General features: G+C 62.1%; 15 protein-coding genes. 12 read left to right on the top strand and 3 right to left on the bottom strand.

The window, feature by feature from the left end; translation table 11 throughout:
- Positions 1–115 precede the first annotated feature (115 nt).
- From VFO93_RS04220 to tnpA, 8 genes are all read left to right on the top strand, one after another.
- A complete protein-coding gene (locus tag VFO93_RS04220; protein WP_325133075.1) occupies positions 116–1,375 on the top strand; it encodes an MFS transporter in 1,260 nt (419 codons plus the stop codon).
- 526 nt (positions 1,376–1,901) lie between these two features.
- Entirely contained in the window at positions 1,902–3,467 is a 1,566-nt protein-coding gene (locus VFO93_RS04215; RefSeq protein ID WP_325133074.1) for a hypothetical protein, read from the top strand.
- A gap of 123 nt (positions 3,468–3,590) precedes the next feature.
- On the top strand, positions 3,591–5,069 hold the full coding sequence (locus VFO93_RS04210) for an MFS transporter (protein ID WP_325133073.1): 1,479 nt from the start codon (positions 3,591–3,593) through the stop codon (positions 5,067–5,069).
- Positions 5,070–5,233: 164 nt separating this feature from the next.
- Positions 5,234–5,455, top strand: coding sequence for a hypothetical protein (locus tag VFO93_RS04205; protein ID WP_325133071.1), 222 nt, complete (start codon positions 5,234–5,236; stop codon positions 5,453–5,455).
- A gap of 64 nt (positions 5,456–5,519) precedes the next feature.
- Positions 5,520–8,369, top strand: a complete 2,850-nt coding sequence (locus VFO93_RS04200; protein ID WP_325133070.1) for a sensor histidine kinase — start codon at positions 5,520–5,522, stop codon at positions 8,367–8,369.
- Between the two features lie 5 nt (positions 8,370–8,374).
- On the top strand, positions 8,375–8,755 hold the full coding sequence (locus VFO93_RS04195) for a response regulator (protein ID WP_325133069.1): 381 nt from the start codon (positions 8,375–8,377) through the stop codon (positions 8,753–8,755).
- Positions 8,756–8,975: 220 nt separating this feature from the next.
- Entirely contained in the window at positions 8,976–10,889 is a 1,914-nt protein-coding gene (gene acs / locus VFO93_RS04190) for an acetate--CoA ligase (protein WP_325133068.1), read from the top strand.
- A 258-nt stretch (positions 10,890–11,147) separates the two neighbouring features.
- A complete protein-coding gene (tnpA, locus tag VFO93_RS04185) occupies positions 11,148–11,642 on the top strand; it encodes an IS200/IS605 family transposase (RefSeq protein ID WP_325133067.1) in 495 nt (164 codons plus the stop codon).
- Between the two features lie 262 nt (positions 11,643–11,904).
- Here the strand turns inward: tnpA and VFO93_RS04180 are convergent, their stop codons facing one another.
- The 3 genes from VFO93_RS04180 to VFO93_RS04170 all read right to left on the bottom strand — a co-directional run bounded on the left by VFO93_RS04180 (position 11,905) and on the right by VFO93_RS04170 (position 15,499).
- Positions 11,905–13,551: an alpha-L-fucosidase gene (locus VFO93_RS04180; RefSeq protein ID WP_325133066.1), complete on the bottom strand. Its 1,647-nt coding sequence runs from the start codon at positions 13,549–13,551 to the stop codon at positions 11,905–11,907.
- A gap of 283 nt (positions 13,552–13,834) precedes the next feature.
- A complete protein-coding gene (locus tag VFO93_RS04175; protein ID WP_325133065.1) occupies positions 13,835–14,329 on the bottom strand; it encodes a hypothetical protein in 495 nt (164 codons plus the stop codon).
- Positions 14,330–14,341: 12 nt separating this feature from the next.
- The gene (locus VFO93_RS04170) at positions 14,342–15,499 is read right to left on the bottom strand and encodes a zinc-dependent alcohol dehydrogenase (protein ID WP_325133064.1); all 1,158 of its coding nucleotides are present in this window, start codon (positions 15,497–15,499) and stop codon (positions 14,342–14,344) included.
- A gap of 297 nt (positions 15,500–15,796) precedes the next feature.
- Here VFO93_RS04170 and kduD point away from each other — a divergent pair, with 297 nt between their 5' ends.
- The 4 genes from kduD to VFO93_RS04150 all read left to right on the top strand — a co-directional run bounded on the left by kduD (position 15,797) and on the right by VFO93_RS04150 (position 19,951).
- Positions 15,797–16,567, top strand: coding sequence for a 2-dehydro-3-deoxy-D-gluconate 5-dehydrogenase KduD (gene kduD / locus VFO93_RS04165; RefSeq protein WP_325133063.1), 771 nt, complete (start codon positions 15,797–15,799; stop codon positions 16,565–16,567).
- A gap of 144 nt (positions 16,568–16,711) precedes the next feature.
- Positions 16,712–17,542, top strand: coding sequence for a 5-dehydro-4-deoxy-D-glucuronate isomerase (kduI, locus tag VFO93_RS04160; RefSeq protein ID WP_325133061.1), 831 nt, complete (start codon positions 16,712–16,714; stop codon positions 17,540–17,542).
- A 191-nt stretch (positions 17,543–17,733) separates the two neighbouring features.
- On the top strand, positions 17,734–18,897 hold the full coding sequence (locus VFO93_RS04155) for an ABC transporter substrate-binding protein (protein ID WP_325133060.1): 1,164 nt from the start codon (positions 17,734–17,736) through the stop codon (positions 18,895–18,897).
- Positions 18,890–19,951, top strand: coding sequence for an iron ABC transporter permease (locus VFO93_RS04150; protein ID WP_325133059.1), 1,062 nt, complete (start codon positions 18,890–18,892; stop codon positions 19,949–19,951). Before VFO93_RS04155 ends, VFO93_RS04150 begins: the two co-directional genes overlap by 8 nt.
- The last annotated feature ends 346 nt before the right edge of the window (positions 19,952–20,297 follow it).

Here is a 20,297-nt window from a genome sequence, read left to right as displayed (position 1 = left end):
ACCGCTTCGTTGCTAGCGTTAGAAATTACTCAGCTAAAGAGATGCTTCGACTCCGCTGCGCTGCGCTCAGCATGACAGATAGAAACAGGTTGATTCTTAATGAAAAACAAACACAATGCAATTAACACCTTCTGATTCCGTAGCCGGGCGGCCCCCAGTAGGCCTGCTCAGCGCCGTCGTTATCGTGGCCTCGCTGGGTTACTTCGTGGACATCTACGACTTAGTGCTATTCAGCATCATTCGGGTGGATAGCCTGCAAGGCCTTGGCCTGGCCGGACCTGCCCTCACCGAGCAAGGGCTGCGCCTACTGAGTATGCAGATGTGGGGCATGCTGCTGGGCGGCGTGCTGTGGGGCGTGCTCGGCGACAAGCGCGGGCGGCTGTCGGTGCTGTTTGGCTCGATACTACTCTATTCGCTGGCCAACATCGCCAACGGCTTCGTGCAAACCGTGGAGCAATACGCCTGGCTGCGCTTTATTGCGGGCATCGGGCTGGCCGGCGAGCTGGGCGCGGGCATCACGCTGGTGGCCGAAAGCCTGCCCAAGGAAAAGCGCGGCTACGGCACCATGATAGTGGCCACGGTGGGCGTGAGCGGCGCAATGGTGGCGGCCTGGGTCGGCAATCCCGAGCATTTTGGTTGGCGCAATGCCTACTTCATCGGCGGCGGGCTGGGGCTGGCACTGCTGGCGCTACGGGCTGGCGTGCTGGAATCAGGCATGTTTGAGCAAACAAAGGCGTCAGACGTAGCGCGGGGCGATTTTTTAAGCTTGTTTACTAACGGGCCTCGCTTTTCGAAGTACCTGCGCTGCCTGCTGGTGGGCGTGCCATTCTGGTTTCTGGTGGGTATTCTCATCACGCTGGCCCCCGAGTTTGGTAAGCAGTTCGGCCTCACGGGGCCGGTAACGGGCGGCTGGAGCATCTTCTGGTGCTACTTCGGCATCACGCTGGGCGACTTCACGAGCGGCGCCGTGAGCCAGTGGATGCGCAGCCGCACGCGGGCGCTCCGCATTTTTATCTTGGCTACGGCCAGCATGGTGGCGGTGTATCTGTTTGCCTTGCAAGGCGCTAGCCCCAATACGTTTTACACCGTGTGCTTTCTCATCGGCTACGCCAGCGGCTTCTGGGCGCTTTTTGTGACGGTGGCGGCCGAGCAGTTCGGCACCAATTTACGCTCGACGGTGGCTACTACCATTCCCAATTTTGCGCGCGGGGCCACGGTCATTATCGTGTCCGTTTTCCAGTATCTCAAAAGCCAGCCGGCACTGGGCATGGTGGGCGGCGCGGCCATCATTGGGGTCGTGACGCTCGGGCTGGCTTTTTTCAGCGCCAGCACCCTGCCCGACACCTACGCCAAAGACCTGGACTACGTGGAGTAGAGACGCATACTTGCGTCTCACCGTTGTTGAGCATCCGTATTGCCAAGCCTACCTGACGCCGAGACGCAAGTATGCGTCTCTACAACCTCCCCCGTTCTAACCGACTGAAAAACGGCAGCTTCTAGTAGGGGCTGTCGTTTGGTATTTTAGGTGGAATGAATCGGCGAAAAACGGGTTTTTAGTTGTTTGTCGCTAAACTACTATAGGTTTGCTTGGTAGATATATTTTTGGGGTAGGTGCTGATTATCTGAATAATAAGTAGAATTTAGGTGTAAAATCTGCATTATTTGTCATTATGAGTGCAGCGAAGAAATGGCATTAGGGCAAGCCATTCGGGTGCCGTTCGGGTGCTATTGCTTCGCTACGCTCGCAATGACAGGCGATTCTTAGTAAGCCCTGAGTTAAAAAAGCTATACCCTTAGCAAAAATATAGCTGCGTAGTAGCGCGGTGGGGGAGTAGGTTGCTACTTGGCAGTGTCAAGGCCCTGGCCGCTGGCGCACGCTTCCTATTCCCACCCACTCTTCGATGAAAAATACTTGCTATGCGCTCACGCTGACGGGCTTGCTGCTGGCCGGGGCCGCTACGGCCCAGGTAGCGCCACCCGCGCCGCCGGTGCCGGCCCCCGCGCCCGCGCCGCTGGCCCCGCCGCCCACGCCGCCCGCCCCCACCAAGCCGGTGCCCTACGGCTCGGGCATGAAATTCAACCTCTCGCCCGACGGCCAGAAGTATGTGCGCCTGATGGCCTGGACGCAGGTGTACACCCGCTACAACGAGAACAACACCGGCACGCTGCGCGGCCCCAGCAACCCCAAAAGTAGCCAGCTTGATTTTGGCATCCGGCGCTCGCGCATGGTGCTGCTGGCCCAGCTCAGCCCACGTTTTCTAATTTATACCCACCTGGGTATCAACAACCAAAATAACGTGAGCGGCGGCGTGGCCCCGACTACTGACGGCAAAAAACCGCAGTTTTTCATCCACGAGGCGGTGACGGAGTACAAGGTCAATAAGTACCTCAACCTGGGGGCGGGCCTGCACTACTACAACGGTATTTCGCGCCTCAGCAGTGCCAGTACCACGAGCATGCTGGCGATGGACTTCCCGCTCACCAACTTCCCGACCATCGACGCGCTCGACCAGTTTGCGCGCTGGATTGGGGTGTTTGCCAAAGGCCGGGTGGGCAAGTTCGACTACCGCGTCTCGATGAGCGACCCCTTCCTGACCAACCTGCCCAACAACCCGCTCTACGTGGCCGGCACCCAGACCGGCAACCCGCTGGCGCTGGGCTTCAGCACCACGAGCGCGGCGGGCATCACCACCAACACCGGCACCGGCGTAGCCAACTACAACCCCCAAAACGATGGGCACGTGTACCAGGGCTACTTCGACTACAACTTTTTTGACCCAGAGCCCAACCTGCTGCCCTACACCCAGGGCACGTGGCTGGGTACCAAGAAGGTGCTGAGTATCGGCGCGGGCTTCCTGTACAACCAGAACGGCATGTTCTCGCGTTCGACTGCTAACTCGGTAACGACCAACGGCTACACGTCGACTACCGACCTGTTCAACACGGTGGCTACCGACAAGCACGACATCAAGTTGTTCGGGGCCGACGTGTTTTATGATACGCCGCTCGACACGGCCCGGCGCACGGCGCTGACCTTTTACGGGGTGTATTACAACTACAATTTCGGGCCAAACTACGTGCGCTTCGTGGGGCCCGAAAACCCCGGCTACGGCAGCAGCGCCTACCGTGGCAACGCCGCGCCGCAGTCGGGCACTGGCAGCTCGGTGTATGGGCAGCTGGGCTTCTTGCTGGGTAAGAAAACCCTGGGTACCAAAGTGCGCCTCCAGCCCTACGTGGCCTACCTGCACAGCAACTACGAAGGCCTGCGCAACGCCGCCGGCCAGGTGCAGGGCGTGAACGTGTACGACGCCGGCCTCAACTTCCTCATCGACGGCCACAACGCCAAGGTGACGCTCAACTACCGCTCGCGCCCCGATTTCAACATGAACGTGGTAGGCGGCGTGGGCGTGGCCGGCGAGGTAGTCCACCGCCCCGAAATCACGCTGCAAACGCAGGTGTTTTTATAATATTTTCTAGTGCATAGTGCTTGGTGCTCAGTGCTTAGTCAAGGAAAAAATGACTAGGGCTTCTGAATCGCTAAGCACTAAGCACCAAGTACTAAGCACTAACAACCCCACCCAACACCCCACATGGAACAAAGCTTGAACCCAAGCGCCTACAACGCGGCGCTGGACGCGCCGACGGCGCACGACAACAACAAGGTCGATACCCGAACCATCCGGCAGGTCATCACGGCCTCGTCGGTGGGCACGGTTATCGAGTGGTACGACTTCTACATTTTTGGCTCGCTGGCGGCCATTATCGGGCCGGTGCTGTTTGGGCATGCTGGCAAGATTGAGGATACGCTGCTTGGGGCGCTGGCCGTATTTGGGGCGGGCTTCGTGGTGCGGCCGTTTGGGGCCATGTTCTTTGGCCGGCTCGGCGACATGATTGGGCGCAAGTACACGTTTCTGGTGACGCTGCTGATTATGGGCGGGGCCACTTTTATCACGGGTCTGATTCCGAGCTACGATAAAATCGGGATTGCCGCGCCGGCTATCGTGGTGGTCTTGCGCTTGTTGCAGGGGTTGGCGCTGGGCGGCGAGTACGGCGGCGCGGCCACCTACGTGGCCGAATACGCCCCCGATGCCAAGCGCGGCTACTACACCAGCTTTATCCAGATTACCGCCACTGGCGGCCTCATTCTCAGCATCTCGGTTATTTTGATTACCCGCAAGGCGCTCGGCGAAGAAGTGTTCAAGGACTGGGGCTGGCGCATTCCGTTCCTGCTGTCGGGCGCGCTGGTTATTGCCTCGTATTACATTCGCAAAAAGCTACACGAGTCGCCCTTGTTTGCCAAAGCCAAAGCTACCGGCACCACCAGCAAGAGCCCGCTGCGCGACTCCTTCGTGAACCCCATCAACCGCCGCCTGGTGCTCATCGCGCTGTTCGGGGTGACGATGGGCCAGGGCGTTATCTTCTACACCAGCCAGTTTCAGGCGTTCACGTTTATGAATGCCACGCTCAAGCTGGACATCGTGCATTCGAGTATCATCATGGTGGTAGCCATGTTGTTGGCCACGCCGCTCTTCATCTATTTTGGCTCGCTTTCCGACCGCATTGGGCGCAAGAAAATCATCATGACGGGCATGATTTGCGGGGCGCTGTTCACCATCCCGCTGTTCTACGGCATCAAGGCCTTCGCCGGCCCGCTCACCGAAATAACGCCCGCTACCGTGGATGCTGCCGGCAAGGCCGTGCCCGCCGTCATGAAGGCGCTCACGCCCAACATTCCGGCTATGATTGCGCTCGTGTTCTGCCTCGTCGTGTTCGTGACGATGGTGTACGGCCCCATCGCCGCCTACCTCGTCGAGCTGTTCCCGACCAGCGTGCGTTACACTTCGCTGTCGGTGCCCTACCACATCGGTAATGGCGTGTTTGGAGGCTTCGTGCCGCTCATCGCTACCTCCATCGGCGTGTGGGCCGCCGCGCAGCCGGCCGGCACCTTCGCCAAGGAGCACAGCAGCCTGGTGGGCCTGGTGTACCCGGTGGTTATCGCCCTCATCTGCTTCTTCGTGGGCATGGCCATGATGCGCGACGTGCGCAACGTGAAGCTGATGGACAGCTAAGCGCCAGACGGGTGTAGAGACGCATCCTTGCGTCTCGTCGTTGTTAGGCTCGTCTGACATGAGACGCAAGGATGCGTCTCTACACCCGCCCAACCTTCAAAAACCCGCCCGGCCCCGCGCCCGGCGGGTTTTTGCTTAAAGTGAGAGCCTACTATTTTTTAAGCATGAAACCCGGCTTGCCTCCCCCCGACACCACGCAGCGGCGCGGGCAGCGCCTGCTGTTCGTGGCCGGCCTCTTCGCGCTGCTGCTCACCTACCCGCTGCTGGCCGCCTTCGACCATACTGGCCGCGTGGCGGGCGTGCCCGTGCTGTATCTCTACGTGCTCGTGGCCTGGCTGCTGCTGATAGGCTTGACGGGTTGGCTGGTAAGGTCATTTAACAATTAACATTTATCATTTAACAGTCTCTCGCAATGGGAGTAGGCTGAATGGTAAGAGAGGAAACTGTTAAATGAATAAGCTGCTCGTCATCGCTTTTTCCTTCGGCTACCTGGCTCTGCTCTTCGGCGTGGCCTACGCGGCCGAGCGGCAGTCGGCGGCGCGCAAGAGCCTGGTGGCCAACCCCTACGTGTACGCCCTGAGCATGGCCGTGTACTGCACAGCCTGGGCCTACTACGGCTCGGTGGGGCGGGCGGCGCACCAGGGGCTGAGCTTCGTGGGCATTTACCTGGGGCCGGGGCTGCTGGCGCCGGCGTGGTGGCTGGTGCTGCGCAAGATAATCCGGGTGTGCCGGCAGCAGCGGCTCACCTCCATTGCCGACTTCATCTCGGCGCGCTACGGTAAGAGCGCGGCCTTGGGCGCGCTCGTCACGGGCGTGTGCGTGCTGGGCGTGGTGCCTTATGTGGCGCTGCAAATTAAGGCGATAGCCAGCTCTTACCTCATCCTCACGGGCGGCAATGCCAGCCTGGGTACTACCGGGCCGGCGCTGTTCACGGCGGGGGCGCTGGCGGCGTTCACCGTGCTTTTCGGGGTGCGCTCGGTGGAGGCCACCGAGCGGCACGAGGGCGTGGTGCTGGCCGTGGCCCTGGAGAGCCTGGTGAAGCTGCTGGCGTTTTTGCTGCTAGGCGGCTTCGTCACGTTCGGGCTGTTCGGCGGCTTTGCCGATGTCTTCGACCAGGCGGCGGCAGTGCCGGCCCTGCGGCAGCTGTTCACCTTGCACGGCGCGGGCACGCGCCCGGCCGAATGGGCCACGCTGCTGGCGCTCAGCATGTCGGCGGTGTTGCTGCTGCCGCGGCAGTTTCAGGTGGCGGTGGTCGAGAACGTGGACGAGGACCACTTGCGCAAGGCCATGTGGCTGTTTCCGCTGTATTTATTGATAATCAACGTCTTTGTGCTGCCTATTGCCTTTGGTGGAATGCTGCGGCTGGGCGGGCGGTTCGATGCCGACACGTTCGTGCTGGCCTTGCCGCTCACGGCGGGGCACTCGTGGCTGGCGCTGCTCACGTATTTGGGCGGGCTCTCGGCGGCCAGCAGCATGATTATCGTCGAAACCATTGCCCTGAGCGTGATGATGAGCAACCACCTGCTGATGCCTTTGCTGGTGCGCGTGCCCGCCGCCCGGCCCGAGGGACAGCGGCGCTGGTTTGCCTACCTCAGCCGGGTGGCGTTGCAGAGCCGGCGGCTGGCGGTGGGGCTGGTGCTGGCGCTGGCTTTCGGGTACTACGCGGCCATTGGGCGCACGCTGCCGCTGGTCAATACCGGGCTGGTTTCCTTTGCGGCGGTGGCGCAGTTTGTGCCCGCCGTGCTGGGCGGCCTCTACTGGAAGGGCGGCACCCGGCGCGGCGCTACCTGGGGCATTCTGGCGGGCTTCGCAATCTGGTTTTTTACGCTGGTGCTGCCCACGCTGGTGGGGCCGGGCCGGCTGCCCGAGTCGGTGCTGACCGATGGGGTAGGGGGGCTGCCCTGGCTGCGCCCCGGCGCGCTGCTGGGCCTCGAAGGCCTCGATTACCTCTCGCACGGCCTGTTTTGGAGCTGGTTTTTCAACGTCGGCCTCTACGTGGGCTTGTCGCTGGCCGAGCCGCCCACTGCGCTCGAACTCCGTCAGGCCGACGTGTTCGTGGACGTATTCCGCCGCCGCAGCCTGGCCGAAGAAGTAACCGGCTGGCAGGGCCACACCCCCCTGCCCGACGTGCGCGCCCTGCTCACCGGCTTCCTGGGTAAAAAGCGCACCAACCAGGCGCTCAAAGCCTTCGCCGAGCGCTTTCCGGATGCGTTATCATTTAACAATTATCAGTTAACAGTTAACAGCTCCCAGCCAAGCGGTGCCGACAACTCTCAAGACCAAGCACAAAGCACTTCGCACCAAGCACCAACAACGGCCGACCCACGCCTACTCACCTATGCCGAAAAGCTGCTGGCCGGCACTCTCGGCCCCGCCTCGGCGCGGCTGCTACTAGCCTCGGTAGCCGGAGCCGAAGAAATCAGCTACGACAACGTAGTCGGTATTCTCAAGGAAAGCCAGCAGCTGCTGGAAGCCAACCGCCAGCTGCACAAGCAGAAAGGCCAGCTTCAGCGCCTCACCGACGAGCTGCGCCAGGCCTACCGGCAGTTGCAGGCGCTCGACCAGCAAAAGGACGAGTTTCTCTACACCGTGACGCACGAGCTGCGCACGCCGCTCACCAGCATCCGGGCGCTGGCCGAGATTCTGGCCGATAACCCCGATTTGGAAGAAGAGGAGCGCCAGCGCTTCCAACTCACCATCGGCCGCGAGGCCGAGCGGCTGACGCGTCTCATCTCGCTGGTGCTCGACCTCGAAAAGCTGGAAAGTGGCCAGGTGGCGCTAGCGCGCACCGAGCTAACGGTGAGCGAACTAGCCCACGAAGCTGCCGAAGCCGTGGGCCAGCTGGCCCGCGACAAGGGCATCGCCCTGCACCTCGACGTGCCCGCCCACCTGCCGCCCTTGCCCGCCGACCGCGACCGCCTGATGCAGGTGCTCATCAACCTGCTCAGCAATGCCGTGAAGGCCTGCCCACCCGGCCGCGCCGGCCGCATCGACCTGCTGGCCTGGCCCGCCGCCGACGCCCTGCTGCTGTGCGTGCAAGACAATGGCAAAGGCATTGCGCTGTCCGAGCAGTACCAGATTTTCGACAAGTTTTTTCAGGCTCAAAACCAGAGCCTGCGCAAGCCTGAAGGCTCGGGCCTGGGCCTCGCCATCACCAAAAAGCTGGTCGAGCTGCACCAGGGCCGCATCTGGGTCGAGAGCGCCCCCGAGCAAGGTGCGCGCTTCTTCGTGGAGCTGCCGCTGGCGGCCCCGGCGCGGGCGGCGGTCCCGTTTTCTCCTACCTCTTCCTTTTCTGCTTGAATGCTATGGCTGCTATATTAATCGTTGACGATGAGCCGAATATCGTGATGTCGCTCGAATTTTTGATGCGCAAAAACGGCTACCAGGTCGGCATCGCCCGCAACGGCAGCGAGGCGCTCGCCGCCATCGACGCCACGCCTTACGACCTGGTACTGCTCGACGTGATGATGCCCGACGTGGACGGCTACCAGGTGTGCCGTCACATCCGCGAGAGCCCCGCCCGCGCCGCCACCAAAGTTATTTTTCTCTCGGCCAAAAGCCAGGCCGCCGACGTGGCCCAGGGCTACGCGGCGGGGGCCGACTTGTATATTCCCAAGCCGTTCAGCACCCGCCAGCTCATGGAAAAAGTCCGCGAGCTGCTGGCTGGTAACCTTGCTTCAACATAACGTCCGTCATGCTGAGCGCAGCGGAGCCGAAGCATCTCTGCCGCTTCGTCCTAGTCGTCATGCTGAGCGGAGCGCAGCGAAGTCGAAGCATCTCTATCGCTTCGTTGCTAGCGTAAGAAGTTACTCTGCTAAAGAGATGCTTCGACTCCGCTGCGCTCCGCTCAGCATGACAATTGTAAATCAATTTAAACCTCTCAACCCAAATCCACCCACCAATAACATGTCATTTGCCCGCATTCGCACCCTCGACGAGTACCACGCCGCCTACCAGCAAGCCGCTGAGCACCCCGACAAGTTTTGGGGCGACATTGCCGAGGGCTTCACCTGGCGCAAAAAATGGGATACCGTGTGCGGCGGCGAGTTTTCGCCGGCCGGCGCCAGCACCTGGTTTGAAGGCGGCAAACTCAACCTCACCGAGAACTGCCTCGACCGCCACCTCGCTCAGCGCGGCAACAAGCTGGCCATCATCTACGAGCCCAACGACCCCAAGGAGCGCCACACCCGTCTCACCTACCGCGAGCTCTACGAGCAAGTGTGCCTGATGGCCAACGTGCTACTCAACAACGGCGTGCAGAAGGGCGACCGCGTCATCATCTACATGCCCATGATACCCGAGCTGGCCGTGACGGTGCTGGCCTGCGCCCGCATCGGGGCGGTGCATTCGGTAGTGTTCGCGGGCTTCTCGGCCTCCGCCATTGCCGACCGCGTGCAGGACGCCGGGGCCGAATTTGTAGTGACGGCCGACGGCCTGAACCGCGGGGCCAAGCAGATACCCGTGAAAAGCGTGGTAGACGACGCCCTGCAAACCTGCCCCAGCGTGAAGCGCGTGCTGGTAGTGGAGCACACCGGCTGGCCGGTGCAGATGCAGGACGGCCGCGACGCCTGGTTTCACGACGAGGCGCGGGGCGCGGCCAAGGCCTGCCCGGCCGTGGAAATGGCGGCCGAAGACCCCCTGTTCATCCTTTACACCAGCGGCAGCACCGGCAAGCCCAAGGGCGTGGTGCACACCCAGGCCGGCTACATGGTATGGGCCAGCTTCACGTTCCAAAACGTGTTTCAGGTCGAAGAAAACGACGTGTACTGGTGCACCGCCGACATCGGCTGGGTGACCGGGCACACGTACTTGCTCTACGGGCCGCTGCTCACGGGCAGCACCACGCTCATGTTTGAGGGCGTGCCCACGTACCCCTCGCCGGGCCGGTTTTGGGAGGTGATTGACAAGCACCACGTCACCATTTTCTACACCGCGCCCACGGCCATCCGCTCGCTCATGGCGCACTCCGTCGACCACGTGTTGGCCTACTCGCTGAGTAGTTTGCGGGTGTTGGGTTCGGTGGGCGAGCCCATTAATGAGGAAGCCTGGCACTGGTACCACCAGCACGTGGGCAAGGGCCGCTGCCCCATCGTGGACACTTGGTGGCAAACCGAAACCGGCGGCATCATGATTTCGGCGCTGGCCGGCATCACGCCTAGCGTGCCCGCCCGCGCCGGCCTGCCGCTGCCCGGCGTGCTACCCGTGCTGCTAAACCAGGATGGCTCCGAAATCGAGGGTAACGACCAGGAAGGCTACCTGGCCATCAAAGCCAGTTGGCCAGGTATCATCCGCACCACCTGGGGCGACCACGAGCGCGCTCGCCAGACGTATTTCCAGCCCTATCCCGGCTACTACTTCACCGGCGACGGCGCCCGCCGCGACGAGCAGGGCCTCTACCGCATCATCGGCCGCGTTGATGACGTGATAAACGTGAGCGGCCACCGCTTCGGCACCGCCGAAATCGAGAGCGCCATCAACGAAAGCGAGTACGTGGTGGAGAGCGCCGTAGTCGGCTACCCGCACGATGTGAAGGGCCAGGGCATCTACGCCTACGTCATTTGCAAAAACGGCGTGCCCGAGGCTGACCTCGACCGCCAGCGCGTGGAAGCCAGCATCATTGAAGCCGTGGTGGCCCAAATCGGCCGCATCGCCAAGCCCGATAAAATCCAGCTGGTGAGCGGCTTGCCCAAAACCCGCTCGGGTAAAATCATGCGCCGCATTCTGCGCAAAGTAGCCGAGGGTGAAACCTCGGCGCTGGGCGACACCACGACCCTGCTCGACCCGCTGGTAGTGGACGAGATTGTGGCGGGGAAGAAGTAAGCTGATAAGTGCTTGAATAGCGGCACTGTCTAGTATTGCCCGGCGCTTCAGCGCCGGGATTAAGACAAGCGCAGATATTCTCACGGGCTTCAGCCCATACACCGCGTATGGGCTGAAGCCCCGCGAGAGCACAGACGTATCCGCCACCCGGCGCTAAAGCGCCGGGCAAAGAAAGTAACCGAGAGAAGCCATTATCCGGTGCCTTGGCACCAGATAATAAGAGCTATGCCCTCTTATCCGGCGCTAAATCGCCGGGCAATGGAAAAACGATTTCAACTGCAACTTACTTGTCTCACTATGCCGTTTGTTGCCGTCTGGATTCACGCCGTTTGGGCCACGCACCAGCGCCAACCCTTGCTGACGCTGCCCGTGCGCCCGCAGCTCTTTCAGCATCTGCGTGAGCAAGCTAAGCGGCATAACATCCGCCTGACGGACGTAGGCGGCTGGATTGACCACGTGCACATTCTGTTCGCCCTGGCCCCCGACCAAAACCTGGCTAAGGTGATGCAGCTGCTAAAAGGAGAGTCCAGCCATTGGCTGAATCAGCAGGAGCTGACCTCGATTAAAGCTTTCCGGTGGCAGGCTGAATATTGGGCGGGCTCGGTTAGCCCTTCGGGCTTAGCGAGAGTGAGAGCTTATATCGCAGGGCAGGAGGAACATCACCGAACTTATTCCTTTGCGGAGGAGTGCGAAAGGCTTTTCAAAGGCCTGGGAATAAGTTCTTCTGGCACTGTGGGGCCAAGTATGGGCTAAAGCCCCATTGTGTTAGGTTGCTCCTTCATCCCGGCGCTAAAGCGCCGGGCAAATGAAGAAAGGTGGTAAGGTACAACGGTGCGTTTGAGTAGAGCCGGGCCATGAGTAAAGCCCTGTTGCTCGACGCGGATATGCTGATAGATTACCTGCGACAGCGCCCGTAAGCGGTAGCTTAGTTGCGGGCGTTGCTGGTGCCATATCAGAAAATTTGATTAAACACGGCTCTCGCAAGGACAGGCGCTTTCGCAAGTCAAAAAAGCTTCTAAGCCGGCATAATCTTCAGCGCGTAGGCAATATCGTTGGGTTTCTGCGTGGGCAGCACCACGGCCAGCCCGTCCTTCGTGTGCTCAAACTTGAGCTTACCCGGCGCGCCCAGTAGCTCTACCTGCTTCACCTTGCCGGGGTAGTGCGGCCCGCCCGCGGCCAGCGACTTGAGCAGCAGCTGGCCGCTGCTGGGCCAGCCCAGCGCGGTGGCAAACAGCGTCTTACCCTTCGTGACGTAGCGAATGTCCTCGGCCCCGAAGGGCTTGCCCTTGCCCTCGTTGAAGCCCTGGGCGCTGAGGGCGGCGGCGGCCTGCTGAGCCGGGCCTTCGCCAAATATTTTCCAGGGCCGGGTGCCGTAGATGCTCTCGCCGTTCACCTGCATCCAGGCGGCGATGCCTTCCACGATGGCGCGTTCCTGGTCGTCGATAGTGCCGTTGCCGCGCACGGGCACGCTCAGCAGTAGGTTGCCGTTTTTGCTCACCACGTCGATGAGGGTGTGGATGACGGTTTGGGCGCTTTTGTAGCCGTGGTTGTCGTAGATGCGGCGGTCATAGTGCCACTGGCCGATGCAGGTGCAGGTTTGCCAGGGCAGCGCCTCAATCTGGTTGCTCTGCCCGCGCTCGATGTCCCAGACCAAGGCCTTGCGCTGCTCGGGCGTCAGAATTTTACCCAGAATCACGGCCTCGTTGCGCCCGCCGTGGCGCTGGGTGCTGGTATTGTATAGGTGCGCCGCGATGCGCAGGCCGGCGTCGCTCACGGGCCACAGCGGTAGGGCGGTATCATCGAAATACACCACGTCGGGCTCATACTTATCCAGCAGCTCGATGGTGCGGTTGTAGAATTTGTCGCAGTATTCTTTGCTGGGCGGCGTCACGCCATTGCCCCAGTCCCACTGCCGGTGTATCATGCCGTTGTCCTGGCTGTTTTCGCTCAGCGGGTGGTTTTGGGCGTAGAGGGCCTGGGGGTCGTAGCCCTGCCACCAGGTGCCCTGGCCATTGGCGGTAGTCACTTTGCCGTCGTAGGGCACGCCGGCCAGCGGGCCGTTTTTGTCGGCGCGCTGGGCCGTTTCGAGCCAGCTCCAGGTGTGGGCGGCGTGCACGCTCACGCCAAAGCGCAGGCCCTGCTTTTTGGTGGCCTTGGCCCAGCCGCCCACTAGGTCTTTTTTGGGGCCGAGGCGGGTCGAGTTCCAGGGCTGGTGGCTGCTGTCGTAGAGGTCAAAATTGTCGTGGTGATTGGCCAGGCACACGAAGTACTTAGCCCCGGCTTTCTTGTACAGGGCCAGCAACTCGTCGGGGTTCCACTCCTCGGCCTTCCACTCGTTCAGCACGTCCTTGAAGCCGAACTTCGACGGGTGGCCGTACTTCTCGCAGTGGTACTTGTACTGGTCCGAGCCCTCCTCGTACATGCCGCGGGCGTACCAGTCGCCGCGTTCGGGCTGGCACTGCGGCCCCCAGTGCGCCCACAGCCCAAACTTGGCATCGCGAAACCACTCGGGCGTCTGGTAGCGGGCCAGCGAGTCCCAGGTAGGCTGAAAGGGGCTGGCCGCCGGGGCCAGCGGGCTCCAGTTGAGGCCGGCTACCACGCCGGGCAGCCAGGCGGCCGGAGTAGCCAGGGCGATGTTGCGGAGGAGGGTTCTGCGATTCATGAGCGGAGCGGGAATAGTCATTCCGCAAGGAATGAGTGGGTAATATCTCCGCAAGAACGGCATTAGGCGGCAACGGCTTTGCCGTTCACTGTTAGGAATAGCCAACTGACAACTGTCATGCTGAACGCAGTGAAGCATCTCTACCGCACCGTTGTATAGTCAACAACGGTGCGGTAGAGATGCTTCACTGCGTTCAGCATGACCAGCTTTTAAGGCGTTTCTTAACTCAGTACTAAGCCCGAGCTACTATCTGGTTGACAGCAATATTCAACCTCACGCCCCGTTATTGGTCGTGCTTTTTCCTGCGGGTTAGCAGCAAAACCAGCCCGCCCGCAATAGCCGCCGTAGTAGCCAGCCGCAGCGCCAGGCCTTTGGGGTCGTGCTTCCAGTGGGCGCGGTAGCCTTTTTCGGCGAAGATGTTGGGTACGTGGCCGTGGGCCAGGTCATCCACGATGCCTTCGACCACGCTCACGCGGTCGGCCAGCAGCAGGGGCAGCCAGTGGCCGTAGTGGTTTTCGCTGTAGCGGAAGGCGGCGCGCCGAATGATACCACTCAGCCCTTTGGGCGGCACCGAATTGCCGATAACGGCTGGCTGGTTGGGCCGCTCGATGGAGTGCAGCGTCTCGATGTCGATGGGCTGCTGCGGGGGGCGCTCCCAGTCGTATTTCTTGGTAAACTCCCCGCTGCGGTCGCGGATGGGGTAGGTAGGGTCGTTTTCGGGGTCGGCGTCGATACCCCAGCCGGGGATGTGCGCGAAGTCTTGAGCGGTAGGTTGCATAGCTATAGGGGATTAGCGGCCGGCGTGGGGTAGGATGAGCAAGGGCTTGATGCAGTTGTCGAGCTTCTCCGAAAACAGGCGGTAGCCGTCGGCTACGTCTTGCAGCGGAATGCGGTGCGTTATCAGCCCTTTAGGATTAATCACGCCATTCTGCACGTGCTCGATGAGGCGCGGCAGCAGGCGCTTCACCGACGCCTGGTTGGCCCGGATGGTAATGCCTTTATTCACCACGTTGCCGATGGGCACGAGGTTGTCGGTGGGCCCGTACACGCCCACGATGGACACCACGCCGCCCTTTTTCACCGAGTTGATGGCCCAGTGCAGGGCCGTGGCCGAGCCGGCTTGCAGCAGCAGCTTGCGGCCCGTGATGGTTTGCATGGCGTTGCCGGCGGCCTCGGCGCCCACGGCGTCGATGCACACGTCGGCCCCCAGCCAGTCGGTTATTTTCTTGATGAACACCACCGGGTCGTCCATGTCCTTCTCGAAGTTGTAGGCTTCGCAGTGGGCGTAGTTTTTGGCGAACTCCAGGCGATAGTCCTCTTTATCAATGATAATTACGCGCCCGGCCCCGAACAGCCACGCGCAGCGCGCGGCCATGATGCCCACCGGCCCGGCCCCGAACACCACTACCGTGTCGCCGGTCTGGATGCCGCCCATTTCGGCGGCCTGGTAGCCGGTCGGCACCACGTCGGTGAGTAGCACGGCGTCGTCGGGGTCCATGCCCTCGGGGATTACCGTGGGGCCCACGTTGGCGTAGGGCACGCGGGCGTATTCGGCCTGCCCGCCCTCGTGGCCGCCGGCCGTGTGCGAGTAGCCAAAAATGCCGCCCACGGCCGTGGCCTCGGGGTTCGATTCGTGGCAGTTGCCAAACAATCCCTGCTTGCAAAACACGCACTTGCCGCAGGCCACGTTGAAGGGCACGATGACGTGGTCGCCTACTTTTACCTTGGTCACATCGGAGCCGACCTCTACTACCACGCCCGTGAACTCGTGGCCGAAGGTCATGCCCACGCGGGTATCGGGCACGTTGCCGTTATAAAGGTGCAAGTCGGAGCCGCAGATGCAGGAGCGCGTGACGCGCACAATCGCATCCTCGGGGTGCTTGATGGTGGGCAGGGGTTTTTCGGAGACGCGCACCCGTTTGGGGCCGCGGTAGTTCATGGCGAGCATAGGCAGGAGTAGGAAAGCGGTAAGGGCTTTTCAGTACTGCCGGGGTAGGGCGGAGTTGGGCGGGCGGCGCGGTTAAGCTGGGTTTTTACGTGTTTTTAGCGGAGAAATTCCGGGTAAATACGGCGGGCCGGTTGCGCGGACTTTGTAGTCCGCGAGCGAGCGCAGCGAGCGGCCACGCTTGAGCAGCACTCCATAGCTGCGTAACCAGGCGCAATTGCTCGCTGCGCTCGCTCGCGGACTACAAAGTCCGCGCAACGGCGGTACTTTTGGCGCGACTGCCTTTCACTCGCCTTTTTCATGAGCACAGATTCCCTCTTCCGCCTCGACGGCAAAATCGCGTTAGTTACCGGCTCCAACCGGGGCATTGGCCAGGGCATGGCCCTGGGTTTGGCCGAAGCCGGGGCCGACATCATCGGCGTGTCGGCCACGATGCCCGCCGACGGCGGCGAAACCGGCCGCCAGGTGCGGGCGCTGGGCCGCCAGTTTCACGCCTACCAGGCCGATTTCAGCCAGCGCGCCAGCGCCGATGCCTTCACCGCAAAGGTGCTGGCCGACTTCGAGCGCATTGACATTCTGGTGAACAACGCCGGCACCATCCGCCGCGCGCCCGCCGCCGAGCACCCCGACCAGGATTGGGATGACGTGCTGGCCATCAACCTCGATTCGCCCTTCCGCCTGGCCCGCGCCGTGGGCGGCCGGATGCTGAAGCAAGGCTCGGGCAAAGTAATTTTCACCGCCTCGCTGCTCACCTTCCAGGGCGGTATCAACGTGCCCGGCTACGCGGCCAGTAAGGGCGCTATCGGCTCGGTAGTGAAGGCTTTGGCCAACGAGTGGGCCGGTAAAGGCGTGAACGTGAACGGTATCGCGCCCGGCTACATTGCCACCGACAACACCGAGGCCCTACGCAACGACCCCGACCGCTCGGCCAGCATCCTGGGCCGCATTCCGGCCGGCCGCTGGGGTAACCCCGACGACTTCAAGGGCCCGGTCGTGTTCCTCGCCTCCGAAGCCGGCGCTTACGTGCACGGCACCATCCTGACGGTAGACGGTGGCTGGATGGGGCGGTAGGTTCATTTAACAGGTATCATTTAACAGTTAACAGCTCGTCAGGGCAGTGCCTCCGGGCACCGGATAGTTAGATGATGGCTGTTGAAAAGGAGGCTCGCCGCCTACTGAATACCTGATTGTTAAATGTTAAATGATAATTGTTAAATGACACAACGTTTTGCTATCGGCCCGCGCGAAACTGCCGGCCTCAACACTGCCGGCCTGCGCGAGCATTTTCTCATCGAGAACATCTTTACGCCCGGTGCTATCGAGCTCACCTACACCCACTACGACCGCATGATAGTGGGCGGGGCCATGCCCACCACCGCCGGCCTGCCGCTGCCCAACCCCGGCAACCTGAAAGCCAATTTCTTCTTGGAGCGCCGCGAGCTGGGCGCGCTTAACGTGGGCGGCGCGGGCCAGATTGTGGTGGATGGCACCACCTACGAGCTCGGCAACCAGGACTGCCTCTACGTGGGCAAGGGCTGCCAAGAGGTAGAGTTCAAGAGCGTAAATGCCGCCGAGCCGGCCAAATTCTACCTACTCTCGGCCCCGGCGCACAAAGAGTACCCCACCGCCCGCCGCACCCAGGCCGAGGCTACGCCCGTGGAAATGGGCGCGATGGAAACCGCCAACCAGCGCACCATCTACAAGTACATCTTCAACGAAGGCCTGCCCAGCTGCCAGCTCGTGATGGGCCTGACCCAGCTCAAGCCGGGCTCGGTGTGGAATACCATGCCCTCGCACACGCACGACCGCCGCATGGAGGCCTACCTCTACTTTAACATGAATGACGGCCAGCGGGTGCTGCACCTGCTGGGCGAGCCCCAGGAAACCCGCCCGCTGTGGGTGAGCAACGAGCAGGCTATCCTGTCGCCGCCGTGGTCGATTCATACGGGTTGCGGCTCGGCGGCCTACGCCTTCATCTGGGGCATGGCCGGCGAAAACCTAGAATACACCGACATGGACGCGGTGGCGCTAGCCGACCTGCGGTAGGTTGCCAGGAACGTATTGATACGGTCTAAAAAACGGCCGTCATGCGGAACGCAGTGAAGCATCTCGCTCGCACCTTCTGGTTAGTGCGCCACGCGAGAAGCTTCACTGCGTTCCGCATGACGGCCGTTTTAGGGTAGGTAGGCGGCCGTGTCGCTTACCTTTCGGCCTCGTTTATGATGTATTTGTCAAGGTTGAAAAACAGATTTCGCATCGCCGGCCTAGTGCTGGGTAGCCTGCTACTAGGTAGCCTAGTGGCCCATAGCCAGCCTGCTACCCGGCCCGCCGCCGCCCGCCCGGCCGGCCCAGCCCGCACCACGGTGCAATACGCCCAGGGCTTCAGCATTCAGTATTTGCCGGGGTATAAGCTGGTTACCATCCGGGGTGGGGCGGGCAAGACGGCCCCGGCCACGCGCTACGCGCTGGTGCCCCGAGGCAAGGCGCACCCGGCCGGCTTCGCGGCCAGCCAGGTCATTGAAACGCCCATTCGCAGTTTGGTGGGGCTGGCGTCGCTGCACGTGGCGCTGGTCGATTTTCTGAATGCTGACGAAGTGCTGGTGGGCTTGGGCAGTTTGCAATACGTGTCGGCCGCGCCGGTGCGGCAGCGCATCGCGCAGGGCAAGGTATTCGCCGTGGGCGATGGGCGTGAGCTCAACAACGAGTTGCTCATTGCCAACCATCCCGACTTGGTGATGGCTACCGGCTGGCCGGGCGAAGGCCTGAGTAAGTACCAGACCATCGCGGCGGCCGGCATCCCGGTCATGTTGAACTCGGAATGGGTTGAAACCACGCCGTTGGGGAGGGCCGAATGGGTGAAGCTGATGGCCGCCCTGCTCGACAAGGAGGCGTTAGTCAATCAGAAGTTCGACCAAATAGCCAAGGAGTACCGCCGCCTCGCCGCCCTGGCGGCCAAAGACCCCAAGCGCCCCCGCGTCATCCTCAACGTGCCGTTCAAAGACGTGTGGTACGTGCCCGAGGCGGGCAACTACATGACCACTTTCCTGCGCGACGCGGGCGCTACCTACCCCTGGGCCGGCCAGAAGTCCACCGGCAGCCTCCCCCTCTCGGTAGAGGCCGTGGCCCCCGTGGCCCTCACCGCCGACTACTGGCTCCAGACCGGCACCCTCAGCAGCCGCGCCGCCCTGGCCGCGCAGGACGCCCGCTTCAAGGACTTCAAGCCCTACAAAACCGGCCAGCTCTACAATTACAACCGCCGCACCAACGCCCAGGGCTCCAACGACTACTGGGAGTCGGGGGCGGTGCGGCCCGACCTCGTGCTTGGCGACCTCATCCAGATTTTGCACCCGGCGCTATTGCCCGGCCGGCAACTCTACTACTACCAGAAGCTGCGTGAGTAGCGCGGGCACCACGGGCGCGGGGCGCACCGGGGCGTGGCTGCTGGCGCTGGCCGGCGCGGTGGCTTTGTGCTTGGTACTCGACATCGCGCTGGGCTCGGTCCGCATCCCGCTGGCGGCGGTGGTGAAGATTTTGCTGGGCCGCGCCGACGAGCCGGCCGCCTGGGTTTTTATCGTGGAGAAGATACGGCTACCCAAAGCCCTCACGGCGGTGCTGGTGGGCAGTGGGCTGGCCGTGAGCGGGGTGCAGATGCAGACGTTGTTTCGCAACCCGCTGGCTAGTCCGTCGGTGCTGGGCATTTCGGCGGGGGCGGGGTTGGGGGTGGCGGTGCTGCTGCTGGCGGGCGGCAGCGCGGCCAGTGCCTACGTCATCCGGCAACTGGGTTTGGGCAGCAGCTGGGCGCTGGTGGGGGCCGCCACGGCGGGCGCGGGGCTGGTGATGGCGCTGGTGCTGGGCCTCTCGGCGCGGGTGCGCGATAATGTGGTGATGCTGATAGTGGGCATGATGGTGGCCAGCATCTCGGTTTCCATCGTCAGCCTGTGGCAATACTTCAGCGCACCCGAGCAAATTCAGGAGTACTTGCTCTGGACGTTTGGCTCGCTGGGCGGAGTGCTGGGAGCGCAACTGGCGGTGCTGGCGGCGGTGGTGGCGGTGGGGTTGCTACTGGCCTTTGTCTCGGCCAAGCCGCTCAATGCGCTGCTACTCGGCGAGAACTACGCCCGCAGCCTGGGCGTGCCGGTGGGGCGGGCGCGCACGCTCATCATCGCCAGCACAAGCTTGCTGGCGGGCAGTATCACGGCCTTTTGCGGGCCCATCGGCTTCATCGGGCTGGCGGTGCCGCACCTGGTGCGGGGCCTGCTGCGCACGGCCGACCACCGTATTTTGCTGCCGGCTGCCGCCCTGGCGGGCGCGGCGCTCATGCTCTTGTGCGATTGCCTCACGCAGCTGCCGGGCAGCCAAGCGGCCTTGCCGGTGAGCGTGGTTACGTCGTTGCTGGGCGCGCCGGTGGTGCTGTGGGTGGTGCTGCGCAAGGGTGGGGTGGGGCGTACTTTGTAGGAAGTGGTGGTTTTTAGCTCGCCGGGCGTGCACCTCACCCCCTAGCCCCCTCTCCAAAAAAGAGGGGGAACTAGCCTCTAGCTTTAGTCATAGACTCTTTTGTTCTGATTCTAGAGCTAAAACTAAAAACTAGTCCCCCCTCTTTTTTGGAGAGGGGGCTAGGGGGTGAGGTTCACGTAAGGCGAGCTTTCCCCAAGCCTTGAATTTAAACTCGTCACAGAGTGGTCTGCGACGGGAAGAGGTGAAACTTGAGCGTAAGTAGGGACGCGAGGTCGTGCCCAAACTCGTTGAGTCGGTCAAAGAAGCTGAGCACGGCCTGGCGAAAGGCGTCCTTTGTGCGGTAGAA

This window comes from Hymenobacter sp., assembly GCF_035709525.1.
Taxonomy (GTDB): Bacteria; Bacteroidota; Bacteroidia; order Cytophagales; family Hymenobacteraceae; genus Hymenobacter.
The sequence above is the reverse complement of the archived record's forward strand: the minus strand, read 5'-3'. Positions and strand labels throughout refer to the sequence as shown.